General features: G+C 66.8%; 29 protein-coding genes and 2 pseudogenes. 9 read left to right on the top strand and 22 right to left on the bottom strand.

Annotated features, from left to right (window positions below):
- Positions 1-3: 3 nt before the first annotated feature.
- From ACZ5IK_RS16610 to ACZ5IK_RS16625, 4 genes are all read right to left on the bottom strand, one after another.
- Positions 4-609 (bottom strand): hypothetical protein, encoded by a 606-nt coding sequence (locus ACZ5IK_RS16610; protein WP_465488450.1) that lies wholly within the window; start codon positions 607-609, stop codon positions 4-6.
- Positions 561-1,073, bottom strand: a complete 513-nt coding sequence (locus ACZ5IK_RS16615) for a hypothetical protein (RefSeq protein ID WP_465488451.1) — start codon at positions 1,071-1,073, stop codon at positions 561-563. Before ACZ5IK_RS16615 ends, ACZ5IK_RS16610 begins: the two co-directional genes overlap by 49 nt.
- A gap of 301 nt (positions 1,074-1,374) precedes the next feature.
- Entirely contained in the window at positions 1,375-2,322 is a 948-nt protein-coding gene (locus ACZ5IK_RS16620; RefSeq protein WP_465488452.1) for a hypothetical protein, read from the bottom strand.
- Between the two features lie 828 nt (positions 2,323-3,150).
- Entirely contained in the window at positions 3,151-3,801 is a 651-nt protein-coding gene (locus tag ACZ5IK_RS16625) for a hypothetical protein (protein WP_465488453.1), read from the bottom strand.
- Between the two features lie 277 nt (positions 3,802-4,078).
- Here ACZ5IK_RS16625 and ACZ5IK_RS16630 point away from each other — a divergent pair, with 277 nt between their 5' ends.
- A complete protein-coding gene (locus tag ACZ5IK_RS16630) occupies positions 4,079-5,122 on the top strand; it encodes a hypothetical protein (RefSeq protein WP_465488454.1) in 1,044 nt (347 codons plus the stop codon).
- Positions 5,123-5,248: 126 nt separating this feature from the next.
- Here the strand turns inward: ACZ5IK_RS16630 and ACZ5IK_RS16635 are convergent, their stop codons facing one another.
- The 4 genes from ACZ5IK_RS16635 to ACZ5IK_RS16650 form a co-directional block, all read right to left on the bottom strand.
- On the bottom strand, positions 5,249-5,662 hold the full coding sequence (locus tag ACZ5IK_RS16635) for a hypothetical protein (protein WP_465488455.1): 414 nt from the start codon (positions 5,660-5,662) through the stop codon (positions 5,249-5,251).
- A gap of 126 nt (positions 5,663-5,788) precedes the next feature.
- The gene (locus ACZ5IK_RS16640; protein WP_465488456.1) at positions 5,789-6,022 is read right to left on the bottom strand and encodes a hypothetical protein; all 234 of its coding nucleotides are present in this window, start codon (positions 6,020-6,022) and stop codon (positions 5,789-5,791) included.
- A 16-nt stretch (positions 6,023-6,038) separates the two neighbouring features.
- On the bottom strand, positions 6,039-6,290 hold the full coding sequence (locus tag ACZ5IK_RS16645) for a hypothetical protein (RefSeq protein WP_465488457.1): 252 nt from the start codon (positions 6,288-6,290) through the stop codon (positions 6,039-6,041).
- Positions 6,291-6,427: 137 nt separating this feature from the next.
- Positions 6,428-7,555, bottom strand: coding sequence for a multidrug effflux MFS transporter (locus tag ACZ5IK_RS16650; protein ID WP_465488458.1), 1,128 nt, complete (start codon positions 7,553-7,555; stop codon positions 6,428-6,430).
- 57 nt (positions 7,556-7,612) lie between these two features.
- On the opposite strand from ACZ5IK_RS16650, the gene ACZ5IK_RS16655 reads away from it, so the two are divergent.
- Positions 7,613-8,092, top strand: a complete 480-nt coding sequence (locus ACZ5IK_RS16655; protein ID WP_465488459.1) for a MarR family winged helix-turn-helix transcriptional regulator — start codon at positions 7,613-7,615, stop codon at positions 8,090-8,092.
- Between the two features lie 106 nt (positions 8,093-8,198).
- Here the strand turns inward: ACZ5IK_RS16655 and ACZ5IK_RS16660 are convergent, their stop codons facing one another.
- Complete coding sequence (locus ACZ5IK_RS16660; RefSeq protein ID WP_465488460.1) at positions 8,199-8,795, bottom strand: hypothetical protein; 597 nt, start codon at positions 8,793-8,795, stop codon at positions 8,199-8,201.
- A gap of 222 nt (positions 8,796-9,017) precedes the next feature.
- Between ACZ5IK_RS16660 and ACZ5IK_RS16665 the strand changes: the two genes are divergently transcribed.
- On the top strand, positions 9,018-10,244 hold the full coding sequence (locus tag ACZ5IK_RS16665; RefSeq protein ID WP_465488461.1) for an acyltransferase family protein: 1,227 nt from the start codon (positions 9,018-9,020) through the stop codon (positions 10,242-10,244).
- Here the strand turns inward: ACZ5IK_RS16665 and ACZ5IK_RS16670 are convergent, their stop codons facing one another.
- From ACZ5IK_RS16670 to ACZ5IK_RS16680, 3 genes are read right to left on the bottom strand one after another with little or no spacing between them, the layout of a single operon-like run.
- A complete protein-coding gene (locus tag ACZ5IK_RS16670) occupies positions 10,245-10,721 on the bottom strand; it encodes a hypothetical protein (protein WP_465488462.1) in 477 nt (158 codons plus the stop codon). It abuts the gene before it with no gap.
- Positions 10,718-12,106, bottom strand: coding sequence for a sensor histidine kinase (locus ACZ5IK_RS16675; protein ID WP_465488463.1), 1,389 nt, complete (start codon positions 12,104-12,106; stop codon positions 10,718-10,720). Before ACZ5IK_RS16675 ends, ACZ5IK_RS16670 begins: the two co-directional genes overlap by 4 nt.
- The gene (locus tag ACZ5IK_RS16680) at positions 12,103-12,777 is read right to left on the bottom strand and encodes a response regulator (RefSeq protein ID WP_465488464.1); all 675 of its coding nucleotides are present in this window, start codon (positions 12,775-12,777) and stop codon (positions 12,103-12,105) included. Before ACZ5IK_RS16680 ends, ACZ5IK_RS16675 begins: the two co-directional genes overlap by 4 nt.
- A gap of 111 nt (positions 12,778-12,888) precedes the next feature.
- Here ACZ5IK_RS16680 and ACZ5IK_RS16685 point away from each other — a divergent pair, with 111 nt between their 5' ends.
- Positions 12,889-13,635, top strand: coding sequence for an SGNH/GDSL hydrolase family protein (locus tag ACZ5IK_RS16685; RefSeq protein WP_465488465.1), 747 nt, complete (start codon positions 12,889-12,891; stop codon positions 13,633-13,635).
- A gap of 239 nt (positions 13,636-13,874) precedes the next feature.
- Here the strand turns inward: ACZ5IK_RS16685 and ACZ5IK_RS16690 are convergent, their stop codons facing one another.
- From ACZ5IK_RS16690 to ACZ5IK_RS16710, 5 genes are all read right to left on the bottom strand, one after another.
- Positions 13,875-14,537 carry a class I SAM-dependent methyltransferase gene (locus ACZ5IK_RS16690; protein ID WP_465488466.1) on the bottom strand — a complete coding sequence of 221 codons (663 nt, stop codon included), beginning with the start codon at positions 14,535-14,537 and terminating at the stop codon, positions 13,875-13,877.
- A gap of 70 nt (positions 14,538-14,607) precedes the next feature.
- Complete coding sequence (locus ACZ5IK_RS16695; RefSeq protein WP_465488467.1) at positions 14,608-15,567, bottom strand: NAD(P)/FAD-dependent oxidoreductase; 960 nt, start codon at positions 15,565-15,567, stop codon at positions 14,608-14,610.
- 565 nt (positions 15,568-16,132) lie between these two features.
- A complete protein-coding gene (locus ACZ5IK_RS16700; protein ID WP_465488468.1) occupies positions 16,133-16,405 on the bottom strand; it encodes a hypothetical protein in 273 nt (90 codons plus the stop codon).
- 19 nt (positions 16,406-16,424) lie between these two features.
- On the bottom strand, positions 16,425-17,144 hold the full coding sequence (locus tag ACZ5IK_RS16705) for a hypothetical protein (protein WP_465488469.1): 720 nt from the start codon (positions 17,142-17,144) through the stop codon (positions 16,425-16,427).
- Between the two features lie 166 nt (positions 17,145-17,310).
- Complete coding sequence (locus ACZ5IK_RS16710; RefSeq protein WP_465488470.1) at positions 17,311-18,291, bottom strand: VOC family protein; 981 nt, start codon at positions 18,289-18,291, stop codon at positions 17,311-17,313.
- Positions 18,292-18,357: 66 nt separating this feature from the next.
- On the opposite strand from ACZ5IK_RS16710, the gene ACZ5IK_RS16715 reads away from it, so the two are divergent.
- The 3 genes from ACZ5IK_RS16715 to ACZ5IK_RS16725 all read left to right on the top strand — a co-directional run bounded on the left by ACZ5IK_RS16715 (position 18,358) and on the right by ACZ5IK_RS16725 (position 20,710).
- Positions 18,358-18,984 (top strand): TetR/AcrR family transcriptional regulator, encoded by a 627-nt coding sequence (locus ACZ5IK_RS16715; protein ID WP_465488471.1) that lies wholly within the window; start codon positions 18,358-18,360, stop codon positions 18,982-18,984.
- Between the two features lie 578 nt (positions 18,985-19,562).
- Positions 19,563-19,835, top strand: a complete 273-nt coding sequence (locus tag ACZ5IK_RS16720) for a hypothetical protein (RefSeq protein WP_465488472.1) — start codon at positions 19,563-19,565, stop codon at positions 19,833-19,835.
- A 110-nt stretch (positions 19,836-19,945) separates the two neighbouring features.
- Positions 19,946-20,710, top strand: a complete 765-nt coding sequence (locus ACZ5IK_RS16725) for an inositol monophosphatase family protein (RefSeq protein WP_465488473.1) — start codon at positions 19,946-19,948, stop codon at positions 20,708-20,710.
- Positions 20,711-20,777: 67 nt separating this feature from the next.
- Here the strand turns inward: ACZ5IK_RS16725 and ACZ5IK_RS16730 are convergent, their stop codons facing one another.
- Together ACZ5IK_RS16730 and ACZ5IK_RS16735 are read right to left on the bottom strand one after the other, a co-directional pair.
- Complete coding sequence (locus ACZ5IK_RS16730) at positions 20,778-22,211, bottom strand: caspase family protein (protein ID WP_465488474.1); 1,434 nt, start codon at positions 22,209-22,211, stop codon at positions 20,778-20,780.
- Positions 22,198-22,593: an effector-associated constant component EACC1 gene (locus tag ACZ5IK_RS16735; protein ID WP_465488475.1), complete on the bottom strand. Its 396-nt coding sequence runs from the start codon at positions 22,591-22,593 to the stop codon at positions 22,198-22,200. Before ACZ5IK_RS16735 ends, ACZ5IK_RS16730 begins: the two co-directional genes overlap by 14 nt.
- 264 nt (positions 22,594-22,857) lie before the next feature.
- Between ACZ5IK_RS16735 and ACZ5IK_RS16740 the strand changes: the two genes are divergently transcribed.
- Positions 22,858-23,967: a serine hydrolase domain-containing protein gene (locus tag ACZ5IK_RS16740; RefSeq protein ID WP_465488476.1), complete on the top strand. Its 1,110-nt coding sequence runs from the start codon at positions 22,858-22,860 to the stop codon at positions 23,965-23,967.
- On the opposite strand, the gene ACZ5IK_RS16745 is transcribed toward ACZ5IK_RS16740, so the two are convergent.
- The gene (locus ACZ5IK_RS16745; RefSeq protein ID WP_465488477.1) at positions 23,948-24,802 is read right to left on the bottom strand and encodes an alpha/beta fold hydrolase; all 855 of its coding nucleotides are present in this window, start codon (positions 24,800-24,802) and stop codon (positions 23,948-23,950) included. The genes ACZ5IK_RS16740 and ACZ5IK_RS16745 overlap by 20 nt on opposite strands.
- 98 nt (positions 24,803-24,900) lie before the next feature.
- On the opposite strand from ACZ5IK_RS16745, the gene ACZ5IK_RS16750 reads away from it, so the two are divergent.
- On the top strand, positions 24,901-25,287 hold the full coding sequence (locus ACZ5IK_RS16750) for a winged helix-turn-helix transcriptional regulator (RefSeq protein ID WP_465488478.1): 387 nt from the start codon (positions 24,901-24,903) through the stop codon (positions 25,285-25,287).
- Between the two features lie 50 nt (positions 25,288-25,337).
- On the opposite strand, the pseudogene ACZ5IK_RS16755 reads toward ACZ5IK_RS16750, so the two are convergent.
- Positions 25,338-25,532: pseudogene (locus ACZ5IK_RS16755) on the bottom strand (MbtH family NRPS accessory protein); the annotation flags it as partial.
- Between the two features lie 27 nt (positions 25,533-25,559).
- Positions 25,560-26,595 (bottom strand): annotated as a pseudogene (locus tag ACZ5IK_RS16760) (condensation domain-containing protein); the annotation flags it as partial.
- Positions 26,596-26,604: the final 9 nt, after the last annotated feature.

Here is a 26,604-nt window from a genome sequence, read left to right on the forward strand (position 1 = left end):
ACGTCACCAAGGATTTTCGGCGTACTCGCGAAGCGCGGCCGAGATCTGCCGCCGGGTGCCGGGGTCCGCGGGTGGCTCGAAGCGGACGACCGGCAGGCCGTACTGCCAGGCGGGCGTCATCGTCGCGCCGGGAAGGTCGCGAAGCCTGCCGAAGGGGATCCAGGCCCAGTCGTCCTGCTGGGGGTCCAGGTTTTCGAACCCGACGTACTCGACGAACGGAAGATACTGGGTCGGGCCGACCAGGGTCGTGGAGCTGTAGCTGAACGGGAGCGAGGTCTTTGCATTCTCGCCCCGTTGCGCCGCCGCGACGTCCGCTTCGACACCGTGTAGGTGCTCACGGAGGTACTCGATGAAATCGGCGTACGCGACGACCCGCTGGATCACCTCGGCGTCGCGCACCGTCGGGTATGCCGGTGAATCCTCCGGCGGCCGCCACGGGCTGAGTGCGCCGTCGACGATCGCGTAGGGCGCGGGAGACAGCCGCCGGGGTCCTGAAGACCGGAAGTGGCCGATCGCACTGCTCACCATGGCTTCGAGATACTCGCCGTCCGCACCGATGATCATGATGTCGTCGTCGCAGGCGGGCAGTACGATGAGTTCACCCGGCACCCGATTCCGCCACGGCTCCAGCATGGCCGGGCCACGAGCGGAATGGTGCGGCGAGAACTCCGCACGGACCGCGCGGCGAAGCTCTTCGCCGGACCGCCGTCACCGATCTTCACCTCGGCCCCGCCGGTTCCGCCGAGCAGTCCGGCGGTGGTGGCCCGCGCCCGCTCGATCGCGGTCTCCCGGTCCACGCCCAGTTTCTCCAGCAGTTCCGGCGTGACTACATGGTTCTCACCGCTCGGTTCCTCGAAGACCAGCCACGGCTGGAAAAGATCGAGTTCCGGCCGGAACCGCCAGGCCGCCGCGGTGTCGCCCCCGAGCACCGCGGTCCTGATGAGGTCGCCGTGCGGGTCGAGCGGGCCGGGGTCGCCGCTGTGAGGGTCACGGAAGACGGGAGCCCGCAGGGTCAGATACAGGTCGTCGATCGACGGTTCGGCCGCGGCCGATCGCGTTCGGGTACGACGCATCCGGTCCAGAATTCCCATTCGGCCACGTTAGCAACGCGGCGGATCAGGGAGGAGCGAGACGAACGATCTTCGGATCACCGAGCCGAGCATGGCCGGGGCAGGTAGTGCTCGATCTGGCAATCAGCCAGGTCTTGTGGCTATGCCGCACCCCAGGGAAAGTCAGCCCCGGCACACCGGGTACACCCGCTCGCCCGGCTTGGCGGACACCATCGATCCGTTACGGAACCTGCCGATGGTGGGACCGAACATCCGCTCGTCGGCAGACAAGTGCATCTCGCCGAGGGGCAGTATCACCGTCACCCTATTCGGGGCCTGCGAGTTTGGCGGCCAGCAGTACGTTGGCGTCTTGGTCAATTTCTCGCGGTTGCCATTTGGCAGACCAGATATCCATCAGTTGACTGTCAATTCGCACGCTCCCTCCGCTTCGAACATTCCATCCCGAGAAATCCAAGTGGGGCGCGTCAAACTTGTTGCAGTACTCTACGTTCAGTTCGTGACCGCCGCAGTGGAGTAGTACATCTCCCCCTTGCACCTCCGCGTCACGCAGTACAACACTATCGTTGTGCACATCAGGACTAACGTAGACTGTCAGCTGTCCGCTAATTCTAATGTTGCGCATTTCCCATTTTGCTGCAGGGTCTCCCTGTAGGCTGATCAAAAGGTGTCCCGTCGAATGAATCGAAGTTCGGTCAAGCGAAACGCCGCACTCGCGCGCACCAATCCGATACATTTCAAGGTTTCCCTTGATTGCAAGCTTGTCAAGCAGAATACCGGCGTATTCAAATTGACAATTGACGATTCGACATTCCCCGATCAAGGTCGCCCCGGTGAGATTAACACGCTTCTCAAATGAGAGGCCAATCCAGTCCAGATCGCGAATCGCAGCCCCAGACAGGTCGAACTCGCACGTCGACCAACTGGGCACGGCAAATTCATCGTGCCGACCGTATCGGGAAGTATGCGCGGAAATAAGCCGAATAGCTGTCGCTCGAACTTCGTGTTCGGCGCGTTCCGTAGCTTTATTTTCCACTATCGCAGATGGGGACATCCGCAGGTAGCCGCAAAGTACGTCCACACACATCTGCCGCTGCTGGGGCCAGTCGTCAGCCAGCCGCGCCATCGCAACCACTCCGGCCAGGCGAACTATCGCCTTCTCATGGCCGAGCTGGCTCGCGGCGTCCTGGTAACGCTTTGCGAGTGAGTCGGCCTCAGTTCGAGATGCATTACCTGTGGAGACCCGGTCGTTCAACTCTACAGACGCCTCGGCCGCCTCCGCCGCACGTTGAGAAGCAGCCGCGGAGAGGTGGGCTGCCTCTGCTGCCTCACGCCCCGACCTTCGCTGAAGGAAAGCACCTATGCAGGCCACAATCGCCGCGATAAGAGCTGCTACAAGGGTCGCTGCTGGAACCCAGCCCGATGCGGTCGATACACCCAACGTGGGACTCGGCCCGCTCGGCGAGGTAGATGGTTGTGCAGCCAAGAGCCATGCCAGGACATCCACGGGGACTCTATCCTGCACTACCGCACCGGCGTTACAGCGATCGTCCATCCTCGGATCGGCCCGGGCGAGCCTGGTCGACCGTCGGCCGCCCCGCGGCGTGAGCGGACAGTCAGGTCCGCAGGAATGTGTCGGTCAAAGCGAGCGTTGGTTGCGTCCTCACGAATGCTCGGCCGCGGCAACCTTCCGCGTAGTACTCCAACACGACGACTGGACCGGTCTTGCGGTCGCCGACCGTGAGAAGGGTCGCTTGTTGCGGTAAACGTCGACAATGAGGTCCGATGCCCGCGTGTACCGGACGCGGACGCTCTGCTGAAGCACGTCCCAAGAGAAATGGAGCTCCCCGGCCGCGGAGGGGGTACCCGCACTTCCCGCACCCAATCGTCGCCCGACGCCTCTTCGGCCTTCAGGAAAACGCCGAACGCGGAGAGTCACACGTCGTCATCGGCAACAACGAATTCCACGAGGGCAGGCTACCCGCTTCCCGGCTATCACTCTCATCGCGGCATGTGCGTGCGTTCCGCAACCGTGGTGGTGTTGCGGTGTAGGTGTTCGGGAGTGTCGTGAGATAGGGGTTGGTTATACGGCGGTTGAGTTGTTCTGCGGCCCATCGGTGGCCATCGCCTGCGTCCACTGCTGGTGCCGGGTTTTCCAGCTCTGACTGCGATTTCCTGGGTGGATCAGTGGCAGCCATCGCATCTGCCGTCCGTTGACGGTAATCGCCCATGCGCGGCCGTAGTCCGCGTTGATCGTGAGCCTCATGCGTTCGGTGTAGGTGATCGCGGCCAGAACATCCGCGGCTTCTTGGCCGAGCGTCACGATCGTCGGTGCGCCAGCGTCTGTGATCTGCGCCCGAAGTGTGGACCCTTCCTCGGCGACCGCGCGGCGAACCAGTGCGGCCGGAGTTGGGCGTGAAGGCAGATCGGCGCGCGGCAGCGGTGGGTTCTGTTCGATGGCGAACGGGTCGTAAGCGCTGTGTATGGCAGCGGCCTGAGACGAGGCGCCGGATTTGACGAAGTAGGTCGGCAGGCAGTCGGTGAAGCAGACCTCGTCGGGAGTGACAACAAGCGGGGCCAAGACGTGGTCGACAACATGTCGCCCGGAGCTGCCGTTCCCACCCGCTGCGGCCACTGATCCCCAACGCGGCGTCCATCCCACGGCGTCCTGCCAACTCTTGATGCGCGAGGTCTCGTCTGCTCCGTCCCAGAACACCGTTGGTTCATCGTCCACGGCCAGCGCACCCACTGTCACGCCGTCGGGCCGCCGCCACTGGACGTGCAAAGCGCTGGGATAGACACCCAACACAATCACAGCGGCAGAGCCGGACGCCGGGACCCGCGGTGGCCTGCGCGTCGCGGGTTGCCCGAAAGGAAAACGGCCCATCGAACCCCTTCTCTCCACACAGGTGCACGTCGAGATCCCTCTGACACTACTCGTCCTGTTGCAAGGTGCTGCTCGTCAGCGACGTACTTAGCGGATCGTGACGTATGTAGTGAAGGCGGAGCGTATGACGTTGTTCGAGATGACTGCTGAGGAGCTGGTCGCGGTACCGGCGACCGATTTCGCCACGGAGGGTGTGTGGGAGCGCCGGGATCTGCAGCGGCTTCTCCGGGACAACATCGCCACCATCGACGACACGCTGCTGGTAGTTGCCGAGGAGTTCGGTGACTTCGAAGGAAGCGATCGGCGCATCGACCTGTTGTGCGTTGACAGGGAAGGCCGTCTTGTCGTCGTGGAGCTCAAACGCACCCATGACGGCGGGCATATGGACCTTCAGGCCCTCCGGTACGCGGCAATGGTCTCGTCGATGATCTTTGAGCAGCTGGTCGAGGTTTTCGAGCGGCACTTGGCCCGGGTGGATCCGACCCAACAGGATGCCGCCCGTGACACGCTGGCCGCCTGGCTGGAGGACGCGGACGGCGACGAAGCGGCGCTGTCCGGGGACGTGCGCATCGTGCTGGTCTCCGCCGGCTTTGGAAGCGAGATCACCACCACGGTTCTCTGGCTCACCACGACCTACAACCTTGACATCACCTGCGTCCGGCTGGTTCCGCATCGAGTGGGGGATCGTCTGCTGCTGGACATCACCCAGCTGGTTCCCTTGCCGGAAGCGGAAGAATTCACCGTGAAACTTCGTCGGCGCGAGCAGGCGGTTCGCGCGTCCAGCGATGGGCGGGATTGGACTCAGTACGTGGTGTCAAGCCCGGACGGCGAATCGAAGCCGTTGCGCAAGCGCTGGGCGGTACTGGAAATGGTGTCCGCGCTGCACACCGCGGGCGTTTCGATGCCTGCTCTGGTAGAGGCGTTGCCGAACTCAAGGTTCATCTCGGCTGACGGAGTACTCACCGGCGACGAGCTTGTCGAGAAGTTCAGCGGGAAGTACTCGGCGTTCCACAACAACCTGGGACGCTGGTTCACCGAACATCCCCTGCACGACGGCGAGACCACCTGGCTGCTGTCCAAGATGTGGGGCCGGCAGACCGTCCACACCCTGGATCGCCTGCTCGAGTTAGCGCCCAACGGACAGTTCACCTACCGCGCTGTTCACTGACCTTAAGGAAGTCGTCCGCGACCAGCAGCGCGACTATTCGCTCAGCGGCATGAACGGATGTTTGCCCGGTAGCGATGGCGCGGTCTCCGTAACTCCCCCGTGGCGTGTGCTGATGACGTGGCTGATTCAAGCGAGGTCTTCGAAGGAGTCCTCGCCAGGGCGCCAGCACATCCATTTGCCGTCTGTGAAGCCGGTTAAGTTCGCGATCTCGGGTCCGGTGAGTTCGGCCGGCGTCGGGTGCAGGGCGAGACTGCCCTTTTCGAGTTCGAGGCTCAGTCCCGTACCGGTGGCTTCCTCGGTGGAGACGACCGTTGCGGTGATCAGGGACCGTAGCGCGTCGGCGTAGCCGGGACTGCCGTCGGTGTACGTGCCGTTGACGACGATGACCGTCGGCATGGCGTCGCAGGTGAGAATGGGCTGGTCACCAGCGGGTCGGTCGAAGTGCAGTTGGACGTAGTCGTACACGAAGTTCACCGAGTACAGCCGCGACCCGACCAGCCTCCCCAGCAACTCGTTCGGCATGTACCTGTGTTCTGACATGCCGTCATCCTGCCGGAGCGGCCTCATGTCATCGGCATGAGCGGGCGTTTGCCACTGACGCCCGCTCGACGGCGTGAGTGGGTGATTCGCTTCGCACGGTGATGACGTTGTTTCCGGCTCGGCTGATCAGCGACGGGGATCGACGCCTAGGCCGATCAGGGCGATCGTGCCCGCCAGGCACAGCCAGGCGAAGATGTCGCCGACGAGCGCGCGCAGGCTCGACATCTCGGTGTGTACCCGGCCGAACTCTGGCCAGTCGCCTCCGGGCACCATCATGAGGTCGGCGTCCACGTGCATCATGTCGGGGAAGTCGGCGTCGTAACAGATCACGCCGGCGATTCGGCCGTAAGCCGTACTCACCACGGGCACTGTCGCGTCACCGGGGTGTATAGCCCTCCAGCACCGGAATCGGATGGGCCTTCTCGTAGGTCCACGCGATCGTGCCATCCGGGGCGATGAGATGCGTCTCGTCCCGCCCGTAGGCGGGATCCGGCAGATGGACGTAGTCCGCGACGAGCAGGTAGATGTGCTCCTGCCGCGGAGATCTGGCCGCGTTCTCCGACCATACGACGATGTTCGCGCTGGCCCGGGCCGCTCGACGGGTGTCGTCGAACAGACCGTCGATCACCGCGGTCGATCGCCGCCCTGCGACGTCCGAACGAGTGTCACCTCAAGATGCGGGCGTGAACCGCACGGGTTGCGACCGCTTCGCCTTCTCTCCCACCAGGAACGACCCGCACAGCAGGGCCGCGACCGAGCACACCGTCATGGCCAGGTAGAGGGGAATCGCGGTGTGCTGGCCGCCGAGTCCGACCAGGGGCGCGGCGAGTGCGCCAAGCCACTTTGGAGTGTTCCCAACATTGCCGACGCGGTTCCGGCGGATTCGGGGACCGCTTCGATCGCCAGTGCGGTGGCGTTGCCGAATACCAGGCCGAGGCCGGCACCGGTGATCGCCAGCAGCGACAACGCGCTGACCGGGGTCAATTTCCCGATGGTCGCGATCAGCAAGGACACCGCCGTGGAGCCCGACATGGCCACCAAACCGATCCGCAGTAGCACCGACGGATGGACGCGGCCGACCAGTTTGGCACTGGCACCACTGGAAAGGGTGGCAATCAGTGCCCCTGCGGCGAAGATGACCGAATACTCCTGGACACTCATGCCGAGCATCTTCTGATACAGGAAGGGCGAGGCGGAGATATAGGAGAACAGCGCTCCGGACGCGAAGACGAAGACCAGGGTGTGCCCGAGGTAGACCCGGTTGCCCAGCACTCCGGCCGCCGCGCGCACCGTAGTCGCGATTCCCTTGGCGTGGCGTCGTTCTCGCGGCAGGGTTTCCGGGATCAGGAAGAACGCCGCGGCGAACATCGACATCACCACCGCGGCCAGCAGCCAGAAGACGGCGCGCCAGCCGAATTCCTCGAAAACCGCTCCGCCTGCCAGTGGCGCGACGATCGGCGCGATGCCGCCGAGGGCCATCAGGATGCCGAACAGGCGGGCCGCGGCGGCGCCGGTGGCGATGTCGGAGATGACGGCGCGACCGAGCACCACCCCGGCCGCGCCGGCGAAACCGGTGACGAAACGCAGTGCCACCAACCACTCCAGCGTCGGAGCGAGAGCGCAGAGGGCCGTGCTCACCGCGCATATGGCGGTTCCGGCGAGCAGGAGGCCCCGGCGTCCGTACCGGTCGGACAGCGGGCCGAGGACGAGTTGCCCGGCCGCCAGTCCGATCAAGAACGCGGTGAGTGTGAGCTGCACACCGGAGGCATCGGTGCCGAGTTCCTCGGCCATCCGCGGGAACGCCGACAGGTACAGGTCGGTGGCCATCGGCAGCACGAAGGACAACAGGGCCAGCACCGCGATGAGCGCGCCGGCGGGTTTGACGGGGGGCATCCAAAGTCTCCCAGCTAGTTATATTTATATAAGTATAACTAACGGTACACTGGTGCCGTGACCGATGACAACGCCGCGCGACTCAAGCAGGCGAGAGGCCTGGTACCCGGCCTGTACGGGTTGTCCCGTGCACTACGGCTGCGAGGAGTCGCCGAGACGGGGCTGTATCAACTCCCGCCATCGGAGCTGGAAGTGCTGCGCTACGTGATGGACACCCCGGGCACTCCCCTGAGCACGATGGCGCGTGAGCTCGGGTTGCAGACCAGCAACGCCAGCGTCGTGGTGCGGAACCTGGTCGCTCGCGAGCTTGTGGAACGCGAGCCCGACCCGGACGACCGACGGTCGGTACGGCTGTTTCCGACGATGAACGCACAGCACGGCATGGCACGGATCGAGAGCTCCTGGGCCGAGCTGCTCGCCGTCGTGCTGGAGAACCTTTCTCCGGACGAACGAGACAAGCTGACCGCCGCGGGACCAGCGCTGGCCTCGCTCGGGAAAGCGCTCAAAAACCCGTTGACGCCCGAAGCGCCCCGTTGAGCACCGAGCTACAGCGGAGGCGCACTCCCCCACCGGTGACACGTCCCGCCTGCCGAGCAGCGGCCTGAAACCACCGCCGAACAGGAACCTGGGCGCGAGTGCCCGGTCACGGCCGTCTCATGCCGGCGACCGGAGTCGCGTGGACGCCCGTGCCGTACTCGTAGCGCAAGCCGTTGTGGTCGATGAAACGCGCCGCGTCCGGCAGGACCGGGTGCGAGCCGATCTTGGTCACGGCCATCCGCCGAATGGCGCGGTTGAGCCTGCCGGAGGCGCTGGTGACCGTCGCCCAGTTCCACTCGGCGGGGTCACCGAGTCGCTGCAAGGTCGTGGACCAGGCCGCAGCCCGCTTCTCCGAGTTGTGGTTCGTATGGCTCCACCGCAGCTGCTGCGTCCCGGACACCCAGCCATGGTGAAGCTGGATGAGCCCCCAGCCTTCGCAGCAGTACCGGAAGGTGGCGTCGGGATGCACTCCTGGAAGAAACTCGATCCTCTTCGCGAGTGGCCCCGGCCCCGACCCGATGGCGAACAACGCCAGGCTTCGTCCCGCCCGGCCGTCAGGGACCTCCGCAGAAGCGTGGAACTCGCGCAGTTCACGGTCCGGCTCCGAGTCCGACTCGAAGACACGGAACAAGCCGAGATCGAAGACGGTCTCAAGGACCGCGGCCCAATCATCGTCAACGGCGTAGAAGTCGAGGTTCGGCACAAGCCGACTATCCCAGCCGGGGCACCGCAGTCGCCAACGGCTATGCAGAGATCAGAGAGTGCTGGGCTTTGCCCGTGCCGCCTCGATGAACCGGCGACCCGTCCCCGGCGCACATTGGCTTCGTTCGGCCAGAATCCGCTTCACTCGAGATGAGCCTGCCTGCGACAGGACTGCGACCTTTCCGGGACCGGCGGCCGACATCGCCGCAGCACAGTCGGGATCATGACGAACATCGACCAGGCCCCGGTGGTTCGCGCGGACGCCGGACGCGGGACGCACGTCCCCGCGCTGGACGGATTGCGAGGGATCGCGATCCTCGGCGTCCTGCTGTTCCACACCGATCTCCTGCCCGGCGGTTTCCTCGGGGTGGACCTGTTCTTCACCTTGTCCGGCTACCTCATCACCGACCTGATCCTGCGTGAGGCCGAGGCGACCGGAACGGTGTCACTGACCGCTTTCTGGGGCCGCAGGATCCGGCGGCTGCTTCCCGCCCTGGCGGCCATGCTCGCCGTGGTCACCGTCGTGGTGTGGCTCGCGGCGTCACCGGACGTGGTGCGGACGACGCTCGGGGACGGCCCCTGGGTGCAGCTGAACCTGGTCAACTGGCACCTGATCGCGGAGTCGTCCGGGTACTGGGACCGCTTCGGCTCTGCCCGGGTCTTCGAGCATCTGTGGAGCATCGCGGTCGAGGAGCAGTTCTATCTGGTGTGGCCGGCGCTGCTGTTGATCTTGGCCCTGGCCGGGCGACGGCTACTGCACCGGCGGGTCGCCGTGATCACGCTCGCGGCCTCGGTGGTCTCACTGATTCTGATGATCACGCTGCTGACGCCGTCCGATCCGACCCGGGTCTACACCGGCACCGACACGCGGGCGTTCTCCCTGCTGCTGGGCGCGATGGTCGCCACCGGTCCGGTGCGCGACGTCCTGGCCCGCTCGACTGCGCGGACAGCGGGAGTGGTGCTGGCGTTCTTGACCGCCGGAATCGGTGTGCTGTGGTGGTTCGCCGACGGTGTGGGCTCGCCGTGGCTGTTCACCGGTGGGCTCTTCGCGCACTCGCTGGCCGCCGCGGTGCTGATCGGGTTGTGTGTCCGGGCACCGGGAACGGTGTCCGCCAAGCTCCTTGCCTGGCGGCCACTGCGCTGGATGGGGCTGATCTCCTACAGCCTCTATCTGTGGCACTGGCCCGTTTTCGTGCTGGTGTCCGAGCAGTGGACCGGGATCGGCGGATGGCGCCGGACCGTGCTGGTCTGCGTCCTGTCGATCGGGTTGGCCGCGTTGTCGAAGTACGCGGTCGAAGACCCCATCCGGTTCCGCGCGAAGTGGGCACGGGGCCGTGGCGGGGTGCTCGCGTTCGCGGCGGTCATGGTCGCCCTTGCCTTGCTGTGGCTTGCCCTTCCCGCCCCCGAACCGCCCGGCATCGACATCACCCGGCTCGGAAGTGCCCGCTGATCACCTGTTCAGCGGGCAGGTCCGCTGAACATCCGACTCCGGGGTGGGCTGCGTGAAACCGATCCGCACCTTGGTGGCCTTCGATCCACCGCTCTGCACGTGGACGCCGAGCGCCGTGCACACGATCTGGTCGATGCCCAGCGGCGTGACCTCACGGTCGGTCAGCGGCACCAGAAGCTGGATGAGGCCGGGTTCGGTGGTCACCACGACCTGGGTGACCTGTGTCGACGCGATCCCGGTGTCCAGCTCCGCCCCACCGGGACCGGTGAGCAGCAGTGATACCGCTTCGTTGATCGTGCCGAGTCGCCGGGTCTCCCTCAGCTGTGGCTGGAGCCGACGGTGCGCGTCGACGAAGTACAGCGTCACCCCGGGCGCGACCCCGGTCGGGGCGTCACCGTCGGCGGCGGGTCCCGAGGGTGCGACTCCGCAGCCCGCCAGCAACAGGGCGGCCAGTGCGACAAGCCGGATGCGTTTCACCGGTCCTCCAGGTTCCGTGGCAGCCGCAGCTCGAACCGCGCGCCACCGTCGACGGTGTTGTCCGCGGTGAGGTCGCCGCCGTGCAGGCGCGCGTTCTCGCGCGCGATCGCCAGTCCGAGCCCGCTGCCCGGCGTTCGCGTGCGCGCGGTGTCCGCCTTGTAGAAGCGGTCGAACACCTTCGGCAGCACGTGCTCCGGCAAGCCGGGGCCGTGATCGGTCACCTCGACGCGGACCTGGTCCGGCAGCACCGAGATCCGCACGCGCACCGGTGGCGCGCCGTACCGCAGCGCGTTGCCGACCAGGTTGGCCACGACGACGTCCAGGCGGCGACGGTCCAGCCGCAGCGAAATCTCCTCCGGCACCAGCAGCTCGACCTGCTCCAGCCAGCCCCGGGACCGGAGGCAGTCCCGCACGGCGGCCGCGACGTCCGTCTCCTCCCACCGCATCTGTGCGGTCCCTGCGTCGAAACGGGACACTTCCATCAGATCCTCGACCAGCCGGACCAGCCGGTGGGTCTCGGTGATCGCGAGCTGCGCCGATTCCCGGGCGTCCGGCTCCATCGTGTCCGCCGTGGCCGCCATCACCTCCACCACCGCGGTCAGCGTGCTCAGCGGGGTGCGCAGTTCGTGGGAGACGTCCGCGGCGAACCGTTTGGCGTCGGCCTGCATGCGCTGCAAAGACTCGGCCATCTCGTTGACGGTGACGGTCAAGTCGGCCAGTTCGTCGGCGCCCCGCGGTGGTGTGCGAGCGTCGAGATCACCCGCCGCGAGCCGGCGCGCGGTGTCACGGAGCTTCCGCACCGGCCGCAGGACACTGCCCGCCGCGAGCAGCGCCAGGAGCACGGCCAGAGGCAACGCCATCGCGGCGGTGATCGCCGCGGAGCGGGTGAGGCGATCGATCTGCTCCTCGACTCCGGTGAGATCGTGCGCCGAGTACACCTCGATACCGGACGGGGCACGGGCGCCGTCCGGGGCGGTGAGCATGACCGGCGTGCCGATCAGCAACCACGGGGTCTCACCCGCGATGAGCCGCTGCGTGACCAGCCGTTTCTCGCCGCGCACGGCCGCTCGCAGCGAGTCCGTGCCGAGGTCGGCCCCGTCCGCGGAGCGCAGATCCCCGTAGGTGACCAGCGTGTTCGCGCCGAGGGCCGCGCGCAGCCGGTCGAGCGAGTCCTGAGTCGGCGGGTAGGTCAGCTGGGGCGCGACCGCGGTGATCTGCCCGGTGAGGGTGCCGGCGAGCCGCTGCTGGGTGGTCGCGACCAGCGCGGCGCTCGCCGACCGGGCGCTCGACCAGGCGACCGCGGCCGCCGCGAGCACGGCGACCAGCACAAAAGCGACCAGCAAGCGGGCGCGAAGCCCCCGCGGCAACAGCCGACCGGCACTCATACCGGCCCGAACCGGTAGCCGAACCCTCGGACGGTCTGCACGTACACCGGACTCGCCTGGTCGTTCTCGACCTTCGCCCGCAGCCGCTGCACACAGTTGTCGACCAGCCTGGAATCACCGAGGTAGTCGTGCTCCCACACCTCTTCCAGCAACTGGCTACGGCTGAACACCCGGCCGGGCGACCGGGACAACGTCAACAGCAGCCGCATTTCCGTCGGCGTCAGCGAAACCGGCTCACCGCGCACGGACACGGCGAGCGCGGCGGTGTCGATCCGCAGGTCGCGGTGCACCCGCACGCCATCGGCCGGAACGGCTCCACGGCGGAGTACCGCACGAATCCGCGCGTCCAGCACGGAGGGCCTCGCCGGTTTGATCACATAGTCGTCCGCGCCCGCCTCCAAGCCGCCGACGACATCGAAGTCGTCACCCCGCGCGGTCAGCATGATCACCGGCACCTCGCCCGCCGCCCGGATCCGGCGGCACACCTCGAATCCGTCGATCCCCGGCAACATCAGGTCGAGCACGACCAGGTCCGGCGCGGACACGTGGAACTGCTCCAGCCCGTCCTCACCGGTCTCCGCGGTCCGCACATCGTGTCCGTGTCTGGACAACGCCAGCTGAAGGCCGCGCCTGACCAGCGGATCGTCCTCGATGAGCAATATCGCCACCACGTGTCCATTATGGACTCCCCCGGGCCGTCTCATCGGTCAAGCGATCTTCTGCGACACAACCGGGACACGATCGCGGAACGCCCGGGACGCGGCGACGGCACGGTCGAAGACATGACCAAGAACCGAAAAATCATGCTCGGCCTGGCCGGTTTGGTCCTGGCGACCTCGGCCTGCTCGACCCAGGCCGCCCCAGGCCCGACCCCAGCGGCCAGTTCGGAACAGGCCAAGGTGCTCTTCCTCGGCGACTCCATCGCCGTCGGCGAGGCCTTGCCGCTGGCCGCCGCGTTCAAAGCCGGTGGAACCGGTTTCACCTCCATAGCCGCGGAGGGCGGCGGGAATGTCGTCGGCCCGTTCGCCGACGAAAACTGGAAGAAACTGCCGGAACAGATCACCTCCGCCAAGCCCACCGTGGTCGTCTACCAGATAGCCACCTACGACTGGGGAACCCAGCAAGAGCAGCAGACCGCCTACGAGAAACTGCTGAGCACCACGACGGGCGCCGGCGCGAAACTGGTCTTCGTCACCATGCCCCCGCTGAACCCGGACGACTTCTACAAGCCGCACATGGCAGAACTCGAGCGCACCCCGGACGTCGCCCGCGCGGTGGCGGCCGGATCCGGCGGCAAGGCCGTCGTGCTCGACGCCGCCGAAGTGTGGGGCAGCGCCTACGAGCAGACGAAGGACGGCAAAGCCGATCGCAGCGCCGACGGCATCCATACCTGTCCTCAAGGAGCCGCGCGCTTCACCAGCTGGCTGCTCACCGGCTTGGCTGCGGTGATCCCGGGCTTCGCTCCCCCGGCGGCGGAAAGCTGGGCCAATGCGGGCTGGTCGGCCGACAAGCACTTCCAAGGCTGCTGACGAACAAGATCGCGCAGGTCAGCTCAACAGACCTCGACGACACCCCGTCCAGTTGGAGCCGACCTTTCGGGCAACCGCTGATGGAAGCCGAGATCGTCCAGCAGGCGCTCGCGCCTCTTCGGAACTTCAAGGCCTACGGCAGCGAAGTCGGCACCCCCTGCGACAACCTGTTCTGCTGTGGCTGACCGCAAGAAGGTTGCAGACCAGCAGTCACCCCAGGAGCATGAGGCCGTTTCAGCCTACCGACCGTTCTTGTGACGGCGGCAGGCAAGCAGGGTGGAGTCGGCGGCGTGGATCGGCGTTCCGGCGCGGATCAAGGTCCGTGGCCGCTGTTCGACCGCGAGGACGTCGAAATCGTCCGGCAGGCCGGGCAGCAGGTCCTTGGCAGAGAACATCGCCGCGCGCTGGCCGACGGTCAGTGGGGCGGACGACCCCATCGGGGCATGGCCCACGATCAGGAGGTGGCCACCGGGGGCGACGGCATCGGCGAGCCGGCGGGTCACCTGTGTCATCCCGCCGTCCGGCGGCTGCAGGTAGTGACTGGTGACCAGGTCGTAGGATCGGCCGCCTGCGGTGAAGACGCGAGCGTCGATCTGCCACCAGTCGACATGGTCGGCGACGCCGTCCTGCTCGGCGCGCCGGGCAGCGCGTGCCAGGCCGGCTGCGGAGAAGTCAGCGCCGATGACCGTCCAGCCCTGCCGGGCCAGCCAGATCACATCGCCTCCTTCGCCGCAGCCGACGTCGAGAGCGCTACCCGGTGTCAGCCCGGCCGCCTCGGCTACGAGCTGCACATTGGGCTGTCCGCTGAAGACCTGCTCCTGGCCGGCGTAACGCTCGTCCCAGCCGTGCGGCTCGAACATGGCGGCCGTCTCCTCGTCGCTGAGCGGCCGGTGTTCTGTCATCTCAAACGCCTTCCCTTTGCCTGTGGCCGGCTGTCGAAGCGAGCTCCTGCGCGCTGGACTCACGAGAAGTTCAGAGCGTGGCGGGATGTGCCGCGACGGCGCGGCGCACGTCCTCGGTGACCAGGTCGATGTTCATCATCGCCCCGGCCAGCCCACCCTGTGCGGCAGCGTCGATGACCTGCGCCCGGTGGCCTCGCACGTTGCCGGCCGCCCACACCCCGGGAACAGAGGTCGCACCCATCTGGGGGTCAGCGGGCAGCGTCGCGCCGATGAGCTGGCCGTCCATATCCTTGACCTCGGCCGTCAGGCCCAGGTCTGCGAGCAGAGTGTCGACCTTGGCCACCGATACGGGGAAGACCACGGCGGCCTGGACTTCGGTCACGCTGTCACCGACCCGGACGCCGCTGAGTGCGTCGTCGGTGACCTCGACGCCGGTGACCCGGCCGGGCACCACGGTGATCTGGCGCGCTGCGAGCTCGGTGCGTTGCGACGCGGTCAATTCCACGGACTCGTTGGTGAACAGGGTGACCTTCTCACTCCACTGACGCCACAGCTGTACCTGGTGGAGGGAGGCGACGCCGCTGGCGATCAGCCCGATTGCCTTGTCGCGGAACTCATAGCCGTGGCAGTAGGCGCAGTGCAGCACGTCCACGCCCCAGCGGTCGGCAACGCCGGGAATGTCGGGCAGCTCGTCGACGACACCAGTGGCCACCAGTACCCGCCTTGCGTCAACAGTGCTCTCGTCGGCAAGAGTGACCCGCAGGGCATCCTCGCTGACACGCTCCACGCCGATCACGGTGTCGTCGCGGACGATGCCGCCGTACTGCCCGACCTCCGATCGGCCGATGGCCAGCAATTCGCGCGGATCGACACCTTCGCGTCCGAGATAGCTGTGAACCTGGGCGGCGGGCGCGTTGCGGGGCGTGCCTGCGTCGATGACCAGTACGTCACGCCGGGCACGGCCCAACGTCACAGCCGCCGCCAGGCCCGCTGGTCCACCACCGATGATGACTACGTCGTGGGTGCTCATGCTGGCAACGGTGCAGGGGCCAGTCGCCGACCGCAAACTTCCTTGCCGAAAAGGCAAAATGGAAGCCTCCAGCGGGTGCTGCAGGCGATCACTGGCACTCGGCCACGCCCGCACGATCGGGACGGTCATGCCGACGATCAGTGGGCACACACCAAGTTCTCGCCGCTGCCGAGCTCCACGGCTTGACATTTCGGGGCCAGAGGGACATTCCGTACGGGCAGCACGCCAATCACCACGGCCCGGTGTGATCACGCCCGCGAGCATCGACCTTCGACGAACCCTGGTGGAACCGCCGGCCGGCGTGCTGTACGACCATGATCAATCTCAGCGCCAACGACTGTACCCATGTTCCCCAAGGCCGCAATCGAAGCAGGACGTACCCAACTGCCGCAGAGCGGGTGTTCAGCTTTGCCGTTGCCCCGGTCGAACCGGGAAATCGAAGGCGCCGGAAATCGCCTGTGTTGGGGTGGAGAAACCGCTGAATGCGTCAGGCGCGATCAGCATCCACTATCGTTACCGCCGGGTGATCGTGGATCACGGCTGACTCGGTCACATCAACGAAGTGTCAGCATTGGCTCACGGGATACGGCTCACCTTCGAAGAAAATCTGTGTGATGGCGGCAATGATGTGGCAATCGTGTAGATACGGGCGTTGCTGCATGTACGCCACAGCGGCGGCGGTGAGGGTTACCGCCGCCTTGCCTTCACGGGTAATGCCCGATGGCTCGTCCAGGCTGAGTAGCCATTCGGCGTAGTGCTGGCCCACATGGGCCACGTAGGTCCGCGGATCATTTCGGGCCAGGTAAGCAGCGTTCCTGGAACGTTCCGGCCCGCGCATGCGTCCTCCTGCAGATCGTTCACGAACCCATCGCCTTGCGGGTGGGACGGCTGGCTGCAACCCGGCCCCTGATGGCCAGCGTCCCACAATGAGCGGCTACCGGGCCAACTTCGGACAGGGCGGGATGCGGGGCGATCCCTTTGAGGACATGGATGTCGTCGTCTGCGACGAGCGGTTCGAAGACGTCCGCGGGCAGCGCGGTGCGCTGGACGGCCGGCATCCGGGTTCGTGGAGACGGTGATGCCGCGAGAAGACGCAACTCCCCGTCTGTCGCCGCCATGACGCGGGGCCAACGGACTGGCCCGACCCTGGTCGACTCGACCAGGTGCGTGAGCACGTCCAGCGGGACAGACGGGTTGTGCGCCACGCCTCGCCGTACGTCCGCAGACTCGTCGTTCGCCAGTTTGCGCAGGATCGTTTCTGTCACCACGGGGTTGGCGGCCAGGCCTGCACGGACACCGGGAATGTGGTCGACCGCCAGCCGTTGTTGGGCGTCGGGAGGCAGATCCGGCCGGTCGGCGAGTGTCCATCGAATCGCCATGTCGTCGTGGTCCAGCAGGGCGGTCACCTCGTCCAGCGAGGTGACCGGATCAGCGGCGCGCTCGATGGCACTGTCGACGTGCCAGGTGGTGTCGCGCGGTGGTACCGCGGGCCGGGTGGGCAGGCGGGCACGCAGGTGATCGGGCAAAGCCGGATTCGCCCTCAGGCCGAGCACGATGCCTCGGGTTCGTTCGTCCACTCCACACTCCGGTCCGCTCGCCGCGATCGCGGGTCCGCCTGGCGCGGAACAGGCCAGGGTACGACCGCTGTCGGGTGGTGCCAACGGTTTTCCGGACACGTGGTCCGCACATGCCGATGTGCGGTTGACCGATCGCGGTCCGTCCGTGGTGGTCTGTTCGGCTTGTTCAGTTCGTGGTCGTCATGGTGGCGGGTTGGTTCGCTTGCCGGAAGGCGATGATGGCGCCGAGGGCGGTGGTGGCCGGCACGAAGACATCTCCGAGCGGGGTCTGACGCAGCGGGACCTCGTTGTCCCGGAGCAGATTCTTCGTTGCGGTCAGGTCGTCGACGGCGATCGTGCAAGCGATGAGAGCGGGCAGCGCGGGGGGTTGCTCGCCGGGGAACAGTGTGGCGAGACCGGAGGTGGTCAGCAGGGTGAGGGTCGCGCCGTCGAGATCGAAGATCCGGGTGGATCCTTCAGTGCGAGGTGTCCGGCCGAGGTAACGCTCGTAGCGCGACTGGGCGGCGTCCAACTCGGTGTCGGCGACGCAGAGCGTGGCATCAAGGAGGCCGACGGCGCCGTTGGGGTGGTCGGCCAGCCGGGCGGCCTGGATCCGCGGGTCCAGCTCCGCGACGACGCCGATTCTGCCTTCCGCCTCCACGCTTGGCCGTACTCCGTCGATCTCCAGGTAGCGGACGGTCTCGACGTGGGTGCCGGCAGGTCGCCGCACGGTGTTCACCCCGCCGTGCCGTACCGCGGCGGTGGTCAACCGTGCGGCGGTGGCGTCGATGTCGGCCGAGGAGAACATCAGGATGTGCAGGCCCTCGAAGCGGTCCAGACATTCCGCCAGGTTCACGCTGGTGGCGTGGATCCGCTCCAGCAATGTCGGCAGCACGTCGGGCGGGGCCTGCAGCGGGACGAGCCGCGCGTTCGCCGGCACGCGACCCTTGGCCTGAACCACGGTGGCCAGTTCAAGGAAGTCGCACGAGAAGTCGGCGTGGGTGTTGGCCGCACCGAACGGCTCCGGCTCGGCACCCTCTCGGGGTGGCATCGCGGGATAACCGGGTGCCGGCACGACAAAGCCCAGACGCCGGTAGAGGTCGAGCGCGGCCGACATGTCCCGGACGACGTGGCCGACGTGGTGCAGGCGAGTGATCTCGGAAGCCATGCAGCCACCCTAAAAGTAGTTCGACCAATCGGTCAATCTATCTGGTGTTGCCGTATCGTCCGGCCGATGGAGGAGCACACCGACGGCCGCAGCGTCCGTTATCAGCACCGGCGGCCCGAACTGCTCGACGCGGTGACCGACTACGTCTTGACACACGGTCTGGCCGGTCTGGCGATGCGGCCGCTGGCCGCGGCGGTGAACGTCAGCCATGGGACGCTGCTGCACCACTTCGGCTCGAAGGAGAATCTGGTCACCGAGGTCATCGACCTGCTGCGCCGTCGACTGGCCAACGTGGCCGGCGTGGCCGACTCGACCACCCAGCCGGCCGACCTTCCGACCTGGTGGCGGAACTCGACGACCACGGAACGCCTGCCCGTCTACCGGTTGCTGTTCGAGGTCTTCGCTCAGGCCGCACGACAACCGGAACGCTACGAACGCTTCCTGCGGCAGGTCGTGCACGACTCACTGGCCCTGATGCAACGTTTGGTCACAGCGGACGGCTGTCCTGAGGAACAGGCACCTCTGGTGGCATCGATGATCGTGGCCCAAGCCCGCGGCCTGCAACTCGACCTGCTCACCACCAACGACCGCGAACGCATCGACAACACCTTCGCCTTGTTCACCAACGTGATCGACAGCCTGAGGCGAACCTGGCCCACGGAGCAGACAAACCCCACCGCGCCGGCACCCTGACGGGAACCCACGCCAACCACGGAGCGGCAACTCCACCAGCCGGGCAACGCAAGCGTTGGCAGATCGACGTGAAGGAAGTGAGCGCCGGTTGTTTTCCCAGGCGTGCCCTTCGGCCTCCGCGATGGCCTCTACCACCTTGACCAGAACGGCAGTGGCGTCGTAGGGCGGGACGCGGTGCTTGAAGTGGGCGATCTGGCGTTCGACGGCGTAGCGAGCCCAGCTGTGAGAGATCCAGTTTTCCTGCCAACGATACGTACTGCGGATGCCAGCCACGGTCACCGCGGCGGTAGCTATCGGCAGGCCCGCGTCGCGCGGAACCCAATGACACCACTCCGCCGAGAAGTCACTTTCGCCTGCCACAGTGTTTCGACGTCGGGAACTTCATCGACAAGCCATGACCTGCGAAGCCTGTCTGAAGCAGGACGCTTGCAATTCGCGTGAGAGTGAGCGACCGCTCATACCGCGAGGCGGTCGATATGCAGCGACCAGGCGCGCGGTCATCCGATGAGCGCGCGGACGGTGTCCAGGATGAGGTAGGAAGATTGGGTTCCTGGAACCTTGCGAAGTGGGTGGTTCAGGTGGGAAACGTCTTGGCGGGTGCTGTGGGAGCGGTGGTCGGATTGGCGGGTGTGTTGCTCGGCACTTGGGTCAAAGGGCGCGACGAACACCGGAGCTGGCTGCGGGATCAGAAGCTGAAGAGTGCAGCGGAGACACGCGAATCCGCCGACAAATTCGCGAGCACGGGATGGCGCGCGAAGGACACCGAGAACGTGCCGAAGCAGGCGGATGTCGTGAAGGCTCTCCAGACCTTCACCATGCATCTTCGACGCGAGATCCATTCCGATCGGTAAAGCGTGATCGGACATACTGGCGACGGACGTCCTGTTGACTGCGCGCTCGTACCGACGAGGTGATATCCGCAGATGGAAGAATCTGATTTTTGGTTGAAACGGTCACGACGATGAGGGCTGGCTCCGACGTGGAGGTGGCGATCCGCGCGGTCAACGCAGCGTGCGAGGTGATCCGGCGTTCTTATGGCGGCCCTCTCGAGCGGTTCGAGAAGGGCCACAGAGACTTCGCCACTGGGGTGGATCTCGCCGCGGAGCGCGTGATCCGGAGAGTTCTCCGAGAGGCGTACCCGCACGATGTGATCCTCGGTGAGGAGTACGGCGCGGACACCGGGGACGGGTCGCGGACCTGGCTGGTCGACCCGCTGTGCGGCACCGTGAACTACGCGGCACAGACGCCATTGGTCGCGGTCAACGTCGCGCTGCGGGCTGGGAGCGGCGTGACTGCGGCGGTGTCGGCGGATCCTTTGTCCGGTGAGGTTTTCTGGACCGGTGGCGATGGCGCGTTCCTCCGCCGCGAAGGCCGCGACGAGCCCCTGCTGCCCGGGGCGGGCGACCACCTCGTAGATGTCAATCTCGCCCCGCCATTCCCCAACGCCGCGTCGTTCCGCACAGCACGGATGCTGTTGGACGATGCCTTCACCGGTCACTTCCGTCCCCGCGTGATGTCCACGACACTGGCGTTGGTCTGGGTCGCCGCCGGACGTCGGGCCGCCTACATCACCGACGGGCACTTGCGGGACAGCGTCCATTTCACCAGCGGCATCGCCTTGTGCCAGGCAGCCGGCTGCGTGGTGACCAACCTCGCCGGGCGAGCGGTGCACTCCGGCGTCCAGGGGCTGGTCGCCGCCTCCGACCCGACACCCACCAAGACTTGATCGACCTCGTGACACGCCACCGCAACGACTGAACGTCCCCCTCATTCATGCAGGGAGTCCGAGGCGATTACGGCTGCGTGTATTTGTCTCCGCCAAAGTAGGAAAGCGCATCACGGATATAAGCGAGTTGCTTGTCGCCCCCGCCGCTGACGGTCACCGCAGACATGGCGCAGAGCAACCATCCGCCTTCGACACGGTGGTTCAGGAGGATAGCCGGGTGGGGCGGATGGCCGTTTTCGGTCCAGGCCACGAGGATCGAGCCGCGGCCGCCACCCAGGAGGCTGACGTGGTGCACGCTGTTCCAGCGGATTGCCATGGTGGTGCTCGTGGACCGTCGCATCGTCCTTTTCTCGATAGCCAGCTTGTCCGGGTCGATCGTCAGGACGACACGGTGATGGCAGGACCCCAACACCATCCCGATGAGGGCGGATCCGAATGCGAAACCAGCGATGATCGCGGGCAAGCTTCGCCACTCCTGATCCGTATACCGAGGCCCCCACAAGATTTCGGAGCTCAGAGCCATGAAGCCGATCATGATCCCGAGGAACAGCAAGGCTGTAAAGAAGCCGATTTTGGCGCCGGTTCCTACGTTATCCGATCTGGAGCGCGTGAGCGTCACGGGAGCCGCGTGTATGTCGGCGGGCCGGGGTTTGGCGTGTTCCTGGGGCTGGGGTGGCCGGTGGCGCGAGCCGAGGGAATGCGGTCCTGGTGTGGCGGGCCTCGGGCGCGGCTGGGTCCAGGCGGCGTTGCGAGCAACGAGGAGTTTTTCGGCGGTGTCCACGGCGAGCGTCGTCGGTTCTGGCCGCAGGTGCTCTTCGGGTAGCTCCAGGTGCCGGAAGCGGATACTGATCTCGGTGTGCAGGTCGTTGAGGGCCAGGTGCGGGCCCGCGCCGGGGATGCCGTCGTGGACGACCTCGGTGAGGATCTTGGTGAAGTAAGTCAGCCCGTCCGGGCCGTCCTGGTGCAGGGCCTTCTGGGAAGCCCGGGAGGCGGCCAGTGTGTAGGCGCCCTCGATCTTGGTGATCTGGTGGACCTGTTCGGCCAAGTCGTCGCCTTGGCTGTTGCGGGTGGCCAGACCCGCGAAGCAGCAGTCCAGGATCACGACCTGGACCCGTGCGGTGCAGCGGTACTTCAGCTCGTGGCGCAGGTGGCTCAGCCGGAGCGAGGTGGTGTAGCGCATACGGGGGTCTCGGTGAGTGTCGACCAGGGCCATCCCGAGGTCCTCGCCGTCCAGGAGTTGGCCGTGGCCGACGTAGTAGAACAGCAGTACATCGGCCGTGTCGTGGATGAGCGTGGCGATCTGCTGGTCCACACCATCGCGGGTGCTCTTGTTCAGCAGTGACGTGATGCGGGATTTCGGCCAGTTGCACAGCGGGCCGCTCAACAAGGCGTGCATCTCCGCCAGGCTGTTGGCCGCGGCCTGCATCTGCTCGAGCCCTGCGGTGTAGTGAGAGGTGCCGACCAGGATCACCCGTGACCGGGAGAAGTCAATCGCGCTCATGCCCGCCACGAGCCTCGATCTCACCGGCCGCCTGCACCAGCCGCGCCAGGGCCTCGGGATCAGGTCCGCGCAACTCCACCTCGGTCTGGCCGACCACCACTCGCGCGTGGGTCACCTTCGACTCGATCCACGTGGTCAAGGCGTTCACCATGACGGTCACCGCGCCGCCGGTGCCGCACAGCACACTCAGGAAGTCCCACGCGTCACCCTGTTCGCCTGTCCGCGACGCGCCCGCCACCGGCTCGGCCGAGACTCCGGGCACATCCTGCAGCCATGACTGCAGCGATCCGATCCCATCGTTGTCGGCCAGGTACACCTGGATCTTGATGTTCTCCGCGTTCATCCCCGTCGTCCCCTCCGCACAGCCCGCTGGCGTACGCATCCTCGCGCCAGTCTGCCGCCGCCCACCCGACGCCACGACAAGTCCGATCGAAACCACCCTGGTGGCCTACGCGTCGCCGGCGGACGCGGCCAAGGCAGAAGGACGCGCCGGCTGGATCATCCGGTGCCGGGTGTTCTGCTCTGTTCGAGTGGTTGTGATTTCCGGTGCTGGGGGTGCTGATCACCGGACGCTAGCGTCGGTCGGGCCGGCGGTGGACCGCCGCCTGGGGAGAGCCTTCGGGCTTCGAGGGGAGTTTTTCCGATTATGCAAAGAACCTTGCCTCGGCCTTTGAAGAGGATTCGACTCGCGGCCGCGCTCACCGCGGCCGGACTGCTCGCCACCACGGGCACCGCGCTCGCCGACACCAGCGCCGACCGCAAGGTCGTGCAGGAGGCGCTGGACCAGTTCACCACGAGCGGCGCGGCGCTCGGCGCGCAGGCCAGGGTGACCGACGGCCATCAGCGCTTCACCGCGCGCTCCGGCAAGGCGGAGCTGGGTTCGAACCGCCCGGTGCCGGAGAACGGCCGGTTCCGCGTCGGCAGCATCACCAAGACGTTCGTGTCGACGGTCCTGCTGCAGCTTTCGGGCGAAGGCAAGGTCGCCCTGGACGCGCCGGTCGTCCGCTACCTGCCCGGTCTGATCGACAGCCGCGTCACGGTGCGCCAGGTCCTTCAGCACACCAGCGGCCTCTACAACTACACCGACGGGTTGCCGCTCGACCCGGACGAGTTCGAGAAGATCCGCTACAAGCACTGGACGCCCCGGGAACTGCTCAAGATCTCCACCGACAAGCCGCTCGACTTCGACCCCGGCACTCGGTGGAGCTACTCCAACACCAACTACGTGGTCGTGGGATTGCTGGTGGAGAAGCTGACCGGCAGGCCGTACGCGAAGGCGGTCGAGCAGCGGATCCTCAAGCCCTTGCGCCTCGACGACACCGAGGTTCCCGGCGACAACGTCGACATCAGGGGCCCGCACGCCCACGGCTACGTGACCGTGGCGGGCAAGCCGAACGACGTCACCCGCATCAACCCGTCGGTCGCCTGGGCCGCGGGCGAGGTGATCTCCACGACCCGCGACCTGGACACGTTCGGCGTGGCGCTGGCGAGCGGCAAGCTGCTCAGGCCCGCGCAGCAGCAGGAGATCAGCAAGACGACCGCGGTCAGCCCCCAGTACGGCCTGGGCCTGCAGGTGGAGACCTTGCCGTGCGGCACCAAGGTGTGGGGCCACGGCGGCGGCATTCCCGGCTACTCCTCGCAACTGCTGACCACGCCCGACACCACGAAGCGGCTGGAGCTCTCGGCCACGAGCGCGCCGACCGCGGGCGACCCCGGCGATGCGTACCGCAAGCTGCTCACCGAAGTCTTCTGCTGAGGTCGGCGTCGAGGAACGGGGTGAGGAGACGAAGCAGTTCCGCGGGCCGGTCCAGCGGAATGATGTGACCGCAGTCCTCCACGAGGTGACCCGTGAGGTCGTCGGCGACGGGACGCAGCTGCCGTTCCAGCGCGCGGCCGACCGGATGGGCGCCGATCGCCATCGTGGGCATGGTGAGCCTGCCCGCCGCCACGGCCTCGCCGATCTGGCGGGCCGTGGCCGGCATGGCGCGGTAGTAGGAGAAAGCGCAGCGCAGGGCGTCCTGTCCGGTGTAGGCGTCGACGAAGGCGCCGCGGATCTCCGTGGGCACACCGCGACCGAGGGTGCCCGCGGCGAGAAACCAGTCGAGGTACTCCGCCTCGTGTCCGAGCAGGACCGTTTCGGCGAGGCCGGGCACGGCGTGGAACCCGAACCACCACGGCGGGCCGGCGCCGAGGAAGTCCTCGGCGCCGGGCAGTGACCCCAGCAGCGACTCCATCACCACGAGTCGCCGCACCCGCTCCGGCCGCCGCATGGCGAGCAGGAACGCGGCCGGGGTGCCGGCGTCGATCGCGACCACGGCCGCGGTGGGTTCGTCGAGGGCGTCGAGGATGCCTTCGGCGTCTGCGGCCAGCGTGCCCGCGTCATAGCCTTCCGCGGCGCGGGTGCTGGCGCCGAGTCCGCGCAGGTCCGGGACGATGACCCGGTGATGCTCGGCCAGCGGCCCGATGATCTCGGTCCAGAGCCGCCAGGTGTGCGGAAACCCGTGCAGCAGCAGCACCGCGGGTCCGGAGCCGGCGATGGCCAGGTTGACCTGGATGCCGTTGACGGTGATCTGTCGCAGTGTGCCGGGCACGTCGCCTCCGCGGTGGTTACCATTGGTTACCAGAAAACCGTAGGTAACTTCCGCGATGCCGCCAAGACGGCACTTTCCCCTCAGGTGGTGAGCTCCAGGTGACCCCCAAGAAAGGCGATCTGTTCGACCCCGAGTGCCCGACCCGGCGGCTTCTGGACCGCATCGGCACGAAATGGACGTCGATGGCGGTCAAGGTGCTCGCGGAGGCGGCCCCGCACGAGGTGCGTTTCGCCGAGTTGCGGCGCCGGATTCCCGGCGTTTCCCAGAAAATGCTGTCCGTGACCCTGCACAGCCTGGTCCGCGACGGCCTGGTCGCCCGCCGGGTGGAGCCCACCGTGCCGCCGCGCGTGCACTACCGGCTCACCGAACTGGGCCTGTCCCTCGAAGTCCCGTTGGCGGCGCTCCGGACCTGGGCCGAGGAGAACATGGCCGGGATCGACCGGGCCAACGCGATCAGCGATGCCCATCCCGCTGCCGAAGGGTGAGAAGCCGGGCTCCCGGGGACGGTGGGCCACCGTCCCCGGCCTTCCGGGACCTCCTTGTCCGACGGCCACAGGGAGTACTGCTCTTCGTCGTCGATCAGGACCTGGAACGTGGTGTTGTCGCCCATCGGGTTTCCCTCCTTATTTTCCGGTGATTTCCGCTTCGAGTGGTTCGGACGGGGTGTGACCGCCCATGTCCCAGCGGCCGTGGTGATTGAAGGAGATCCGGGCGTGGGTATCTCGCGCATTGCGGAACCCGGCGTATCTTCGGCCCCCAGATACCGCAACGCTTCGTAACCGGCGCCTTTGTTCGGAACCGCGCGCAGTTGTTCCTTGACGGACTTGAGCACGTCGCCCCAGTCGCCTTCGGACACTACGGGCGCGATCGCGTACTGCGCGGTGAACCAGCCGATCGTCCGCGAAAGGTCGAGCGGCCCGGCGATTTCCTCACGGCCGTGGCCTTCCATCGCGATCACGACCCGCGACCCCGCCCAGCGGTCAGCACGCGGCCGAGCACGCTCATCAGGACGTCGTTGACCTCCGCGCGGTACGCACCGGGAACGTCGACGAGGAGCGCGGTGGTCTCGGCCCGGCCAAGTGACACCGAGACACCGCGCTCCGACTTCGCGGCGTTACGGCCCGGACGGTCAACCGGAATCTCCGCCCGCGCACCACGCAGAGAACTTTCCCAGTACGCGGTTTCCTTGTCGAGGCGTCCCATTTTCACGTTCTCGGCCAGAGAATGAGCCCAATGGGTGAACGATGTCCGCACCTGGTCGAGGGATTCGCCGAGGTACGCGCGTTCGAGGTCTGCGCCCGCACCGCCTCGGTGTGCATGGCCGCCGCCGCATCGTCCACTTCGGACAGATCGACCTGCCCGAGGATGCTGTCCGCGTCCGCCGCCACGGATCGTCCATCCGCTCGAACAGCCAGGACTGGATCGGGCCGAGCGAGGCGGGGCCGCGGTCTGCCTCTTCGACGTGCTCGGCAGGCGCCTCGGGCTGGGCGACGTGGGCGAGTTCGGCGATGGTCTGGTTCCGGAACAGGTCCTTCGACGACAACGTCAGCCCGGCCTGCCGGGCCGCCGCGACGACCTGGATGCCGAGGATCGAATCGCCGCCGAGGCCGAAGAAGTTGTCCTCGACGCCGACCCGGTCGACGCCCCGGACCTGCGACCAGTACCGTCTCGAGGTCGGGGTGGGCGATCAGGGCCGCTTCCATCTCGCCGGGTTCGCTGCGGAACCCGCGGATCTTGACCTGGTGATCGGCCCGGCCGCGATAGTCCAGTTCGCCATCGGCGGTCCAGCGCAGCAGGTCGCC

It is taken from the genome of Amycolatopsis sp. NPDC031561 (assembly GCF_055580625.1).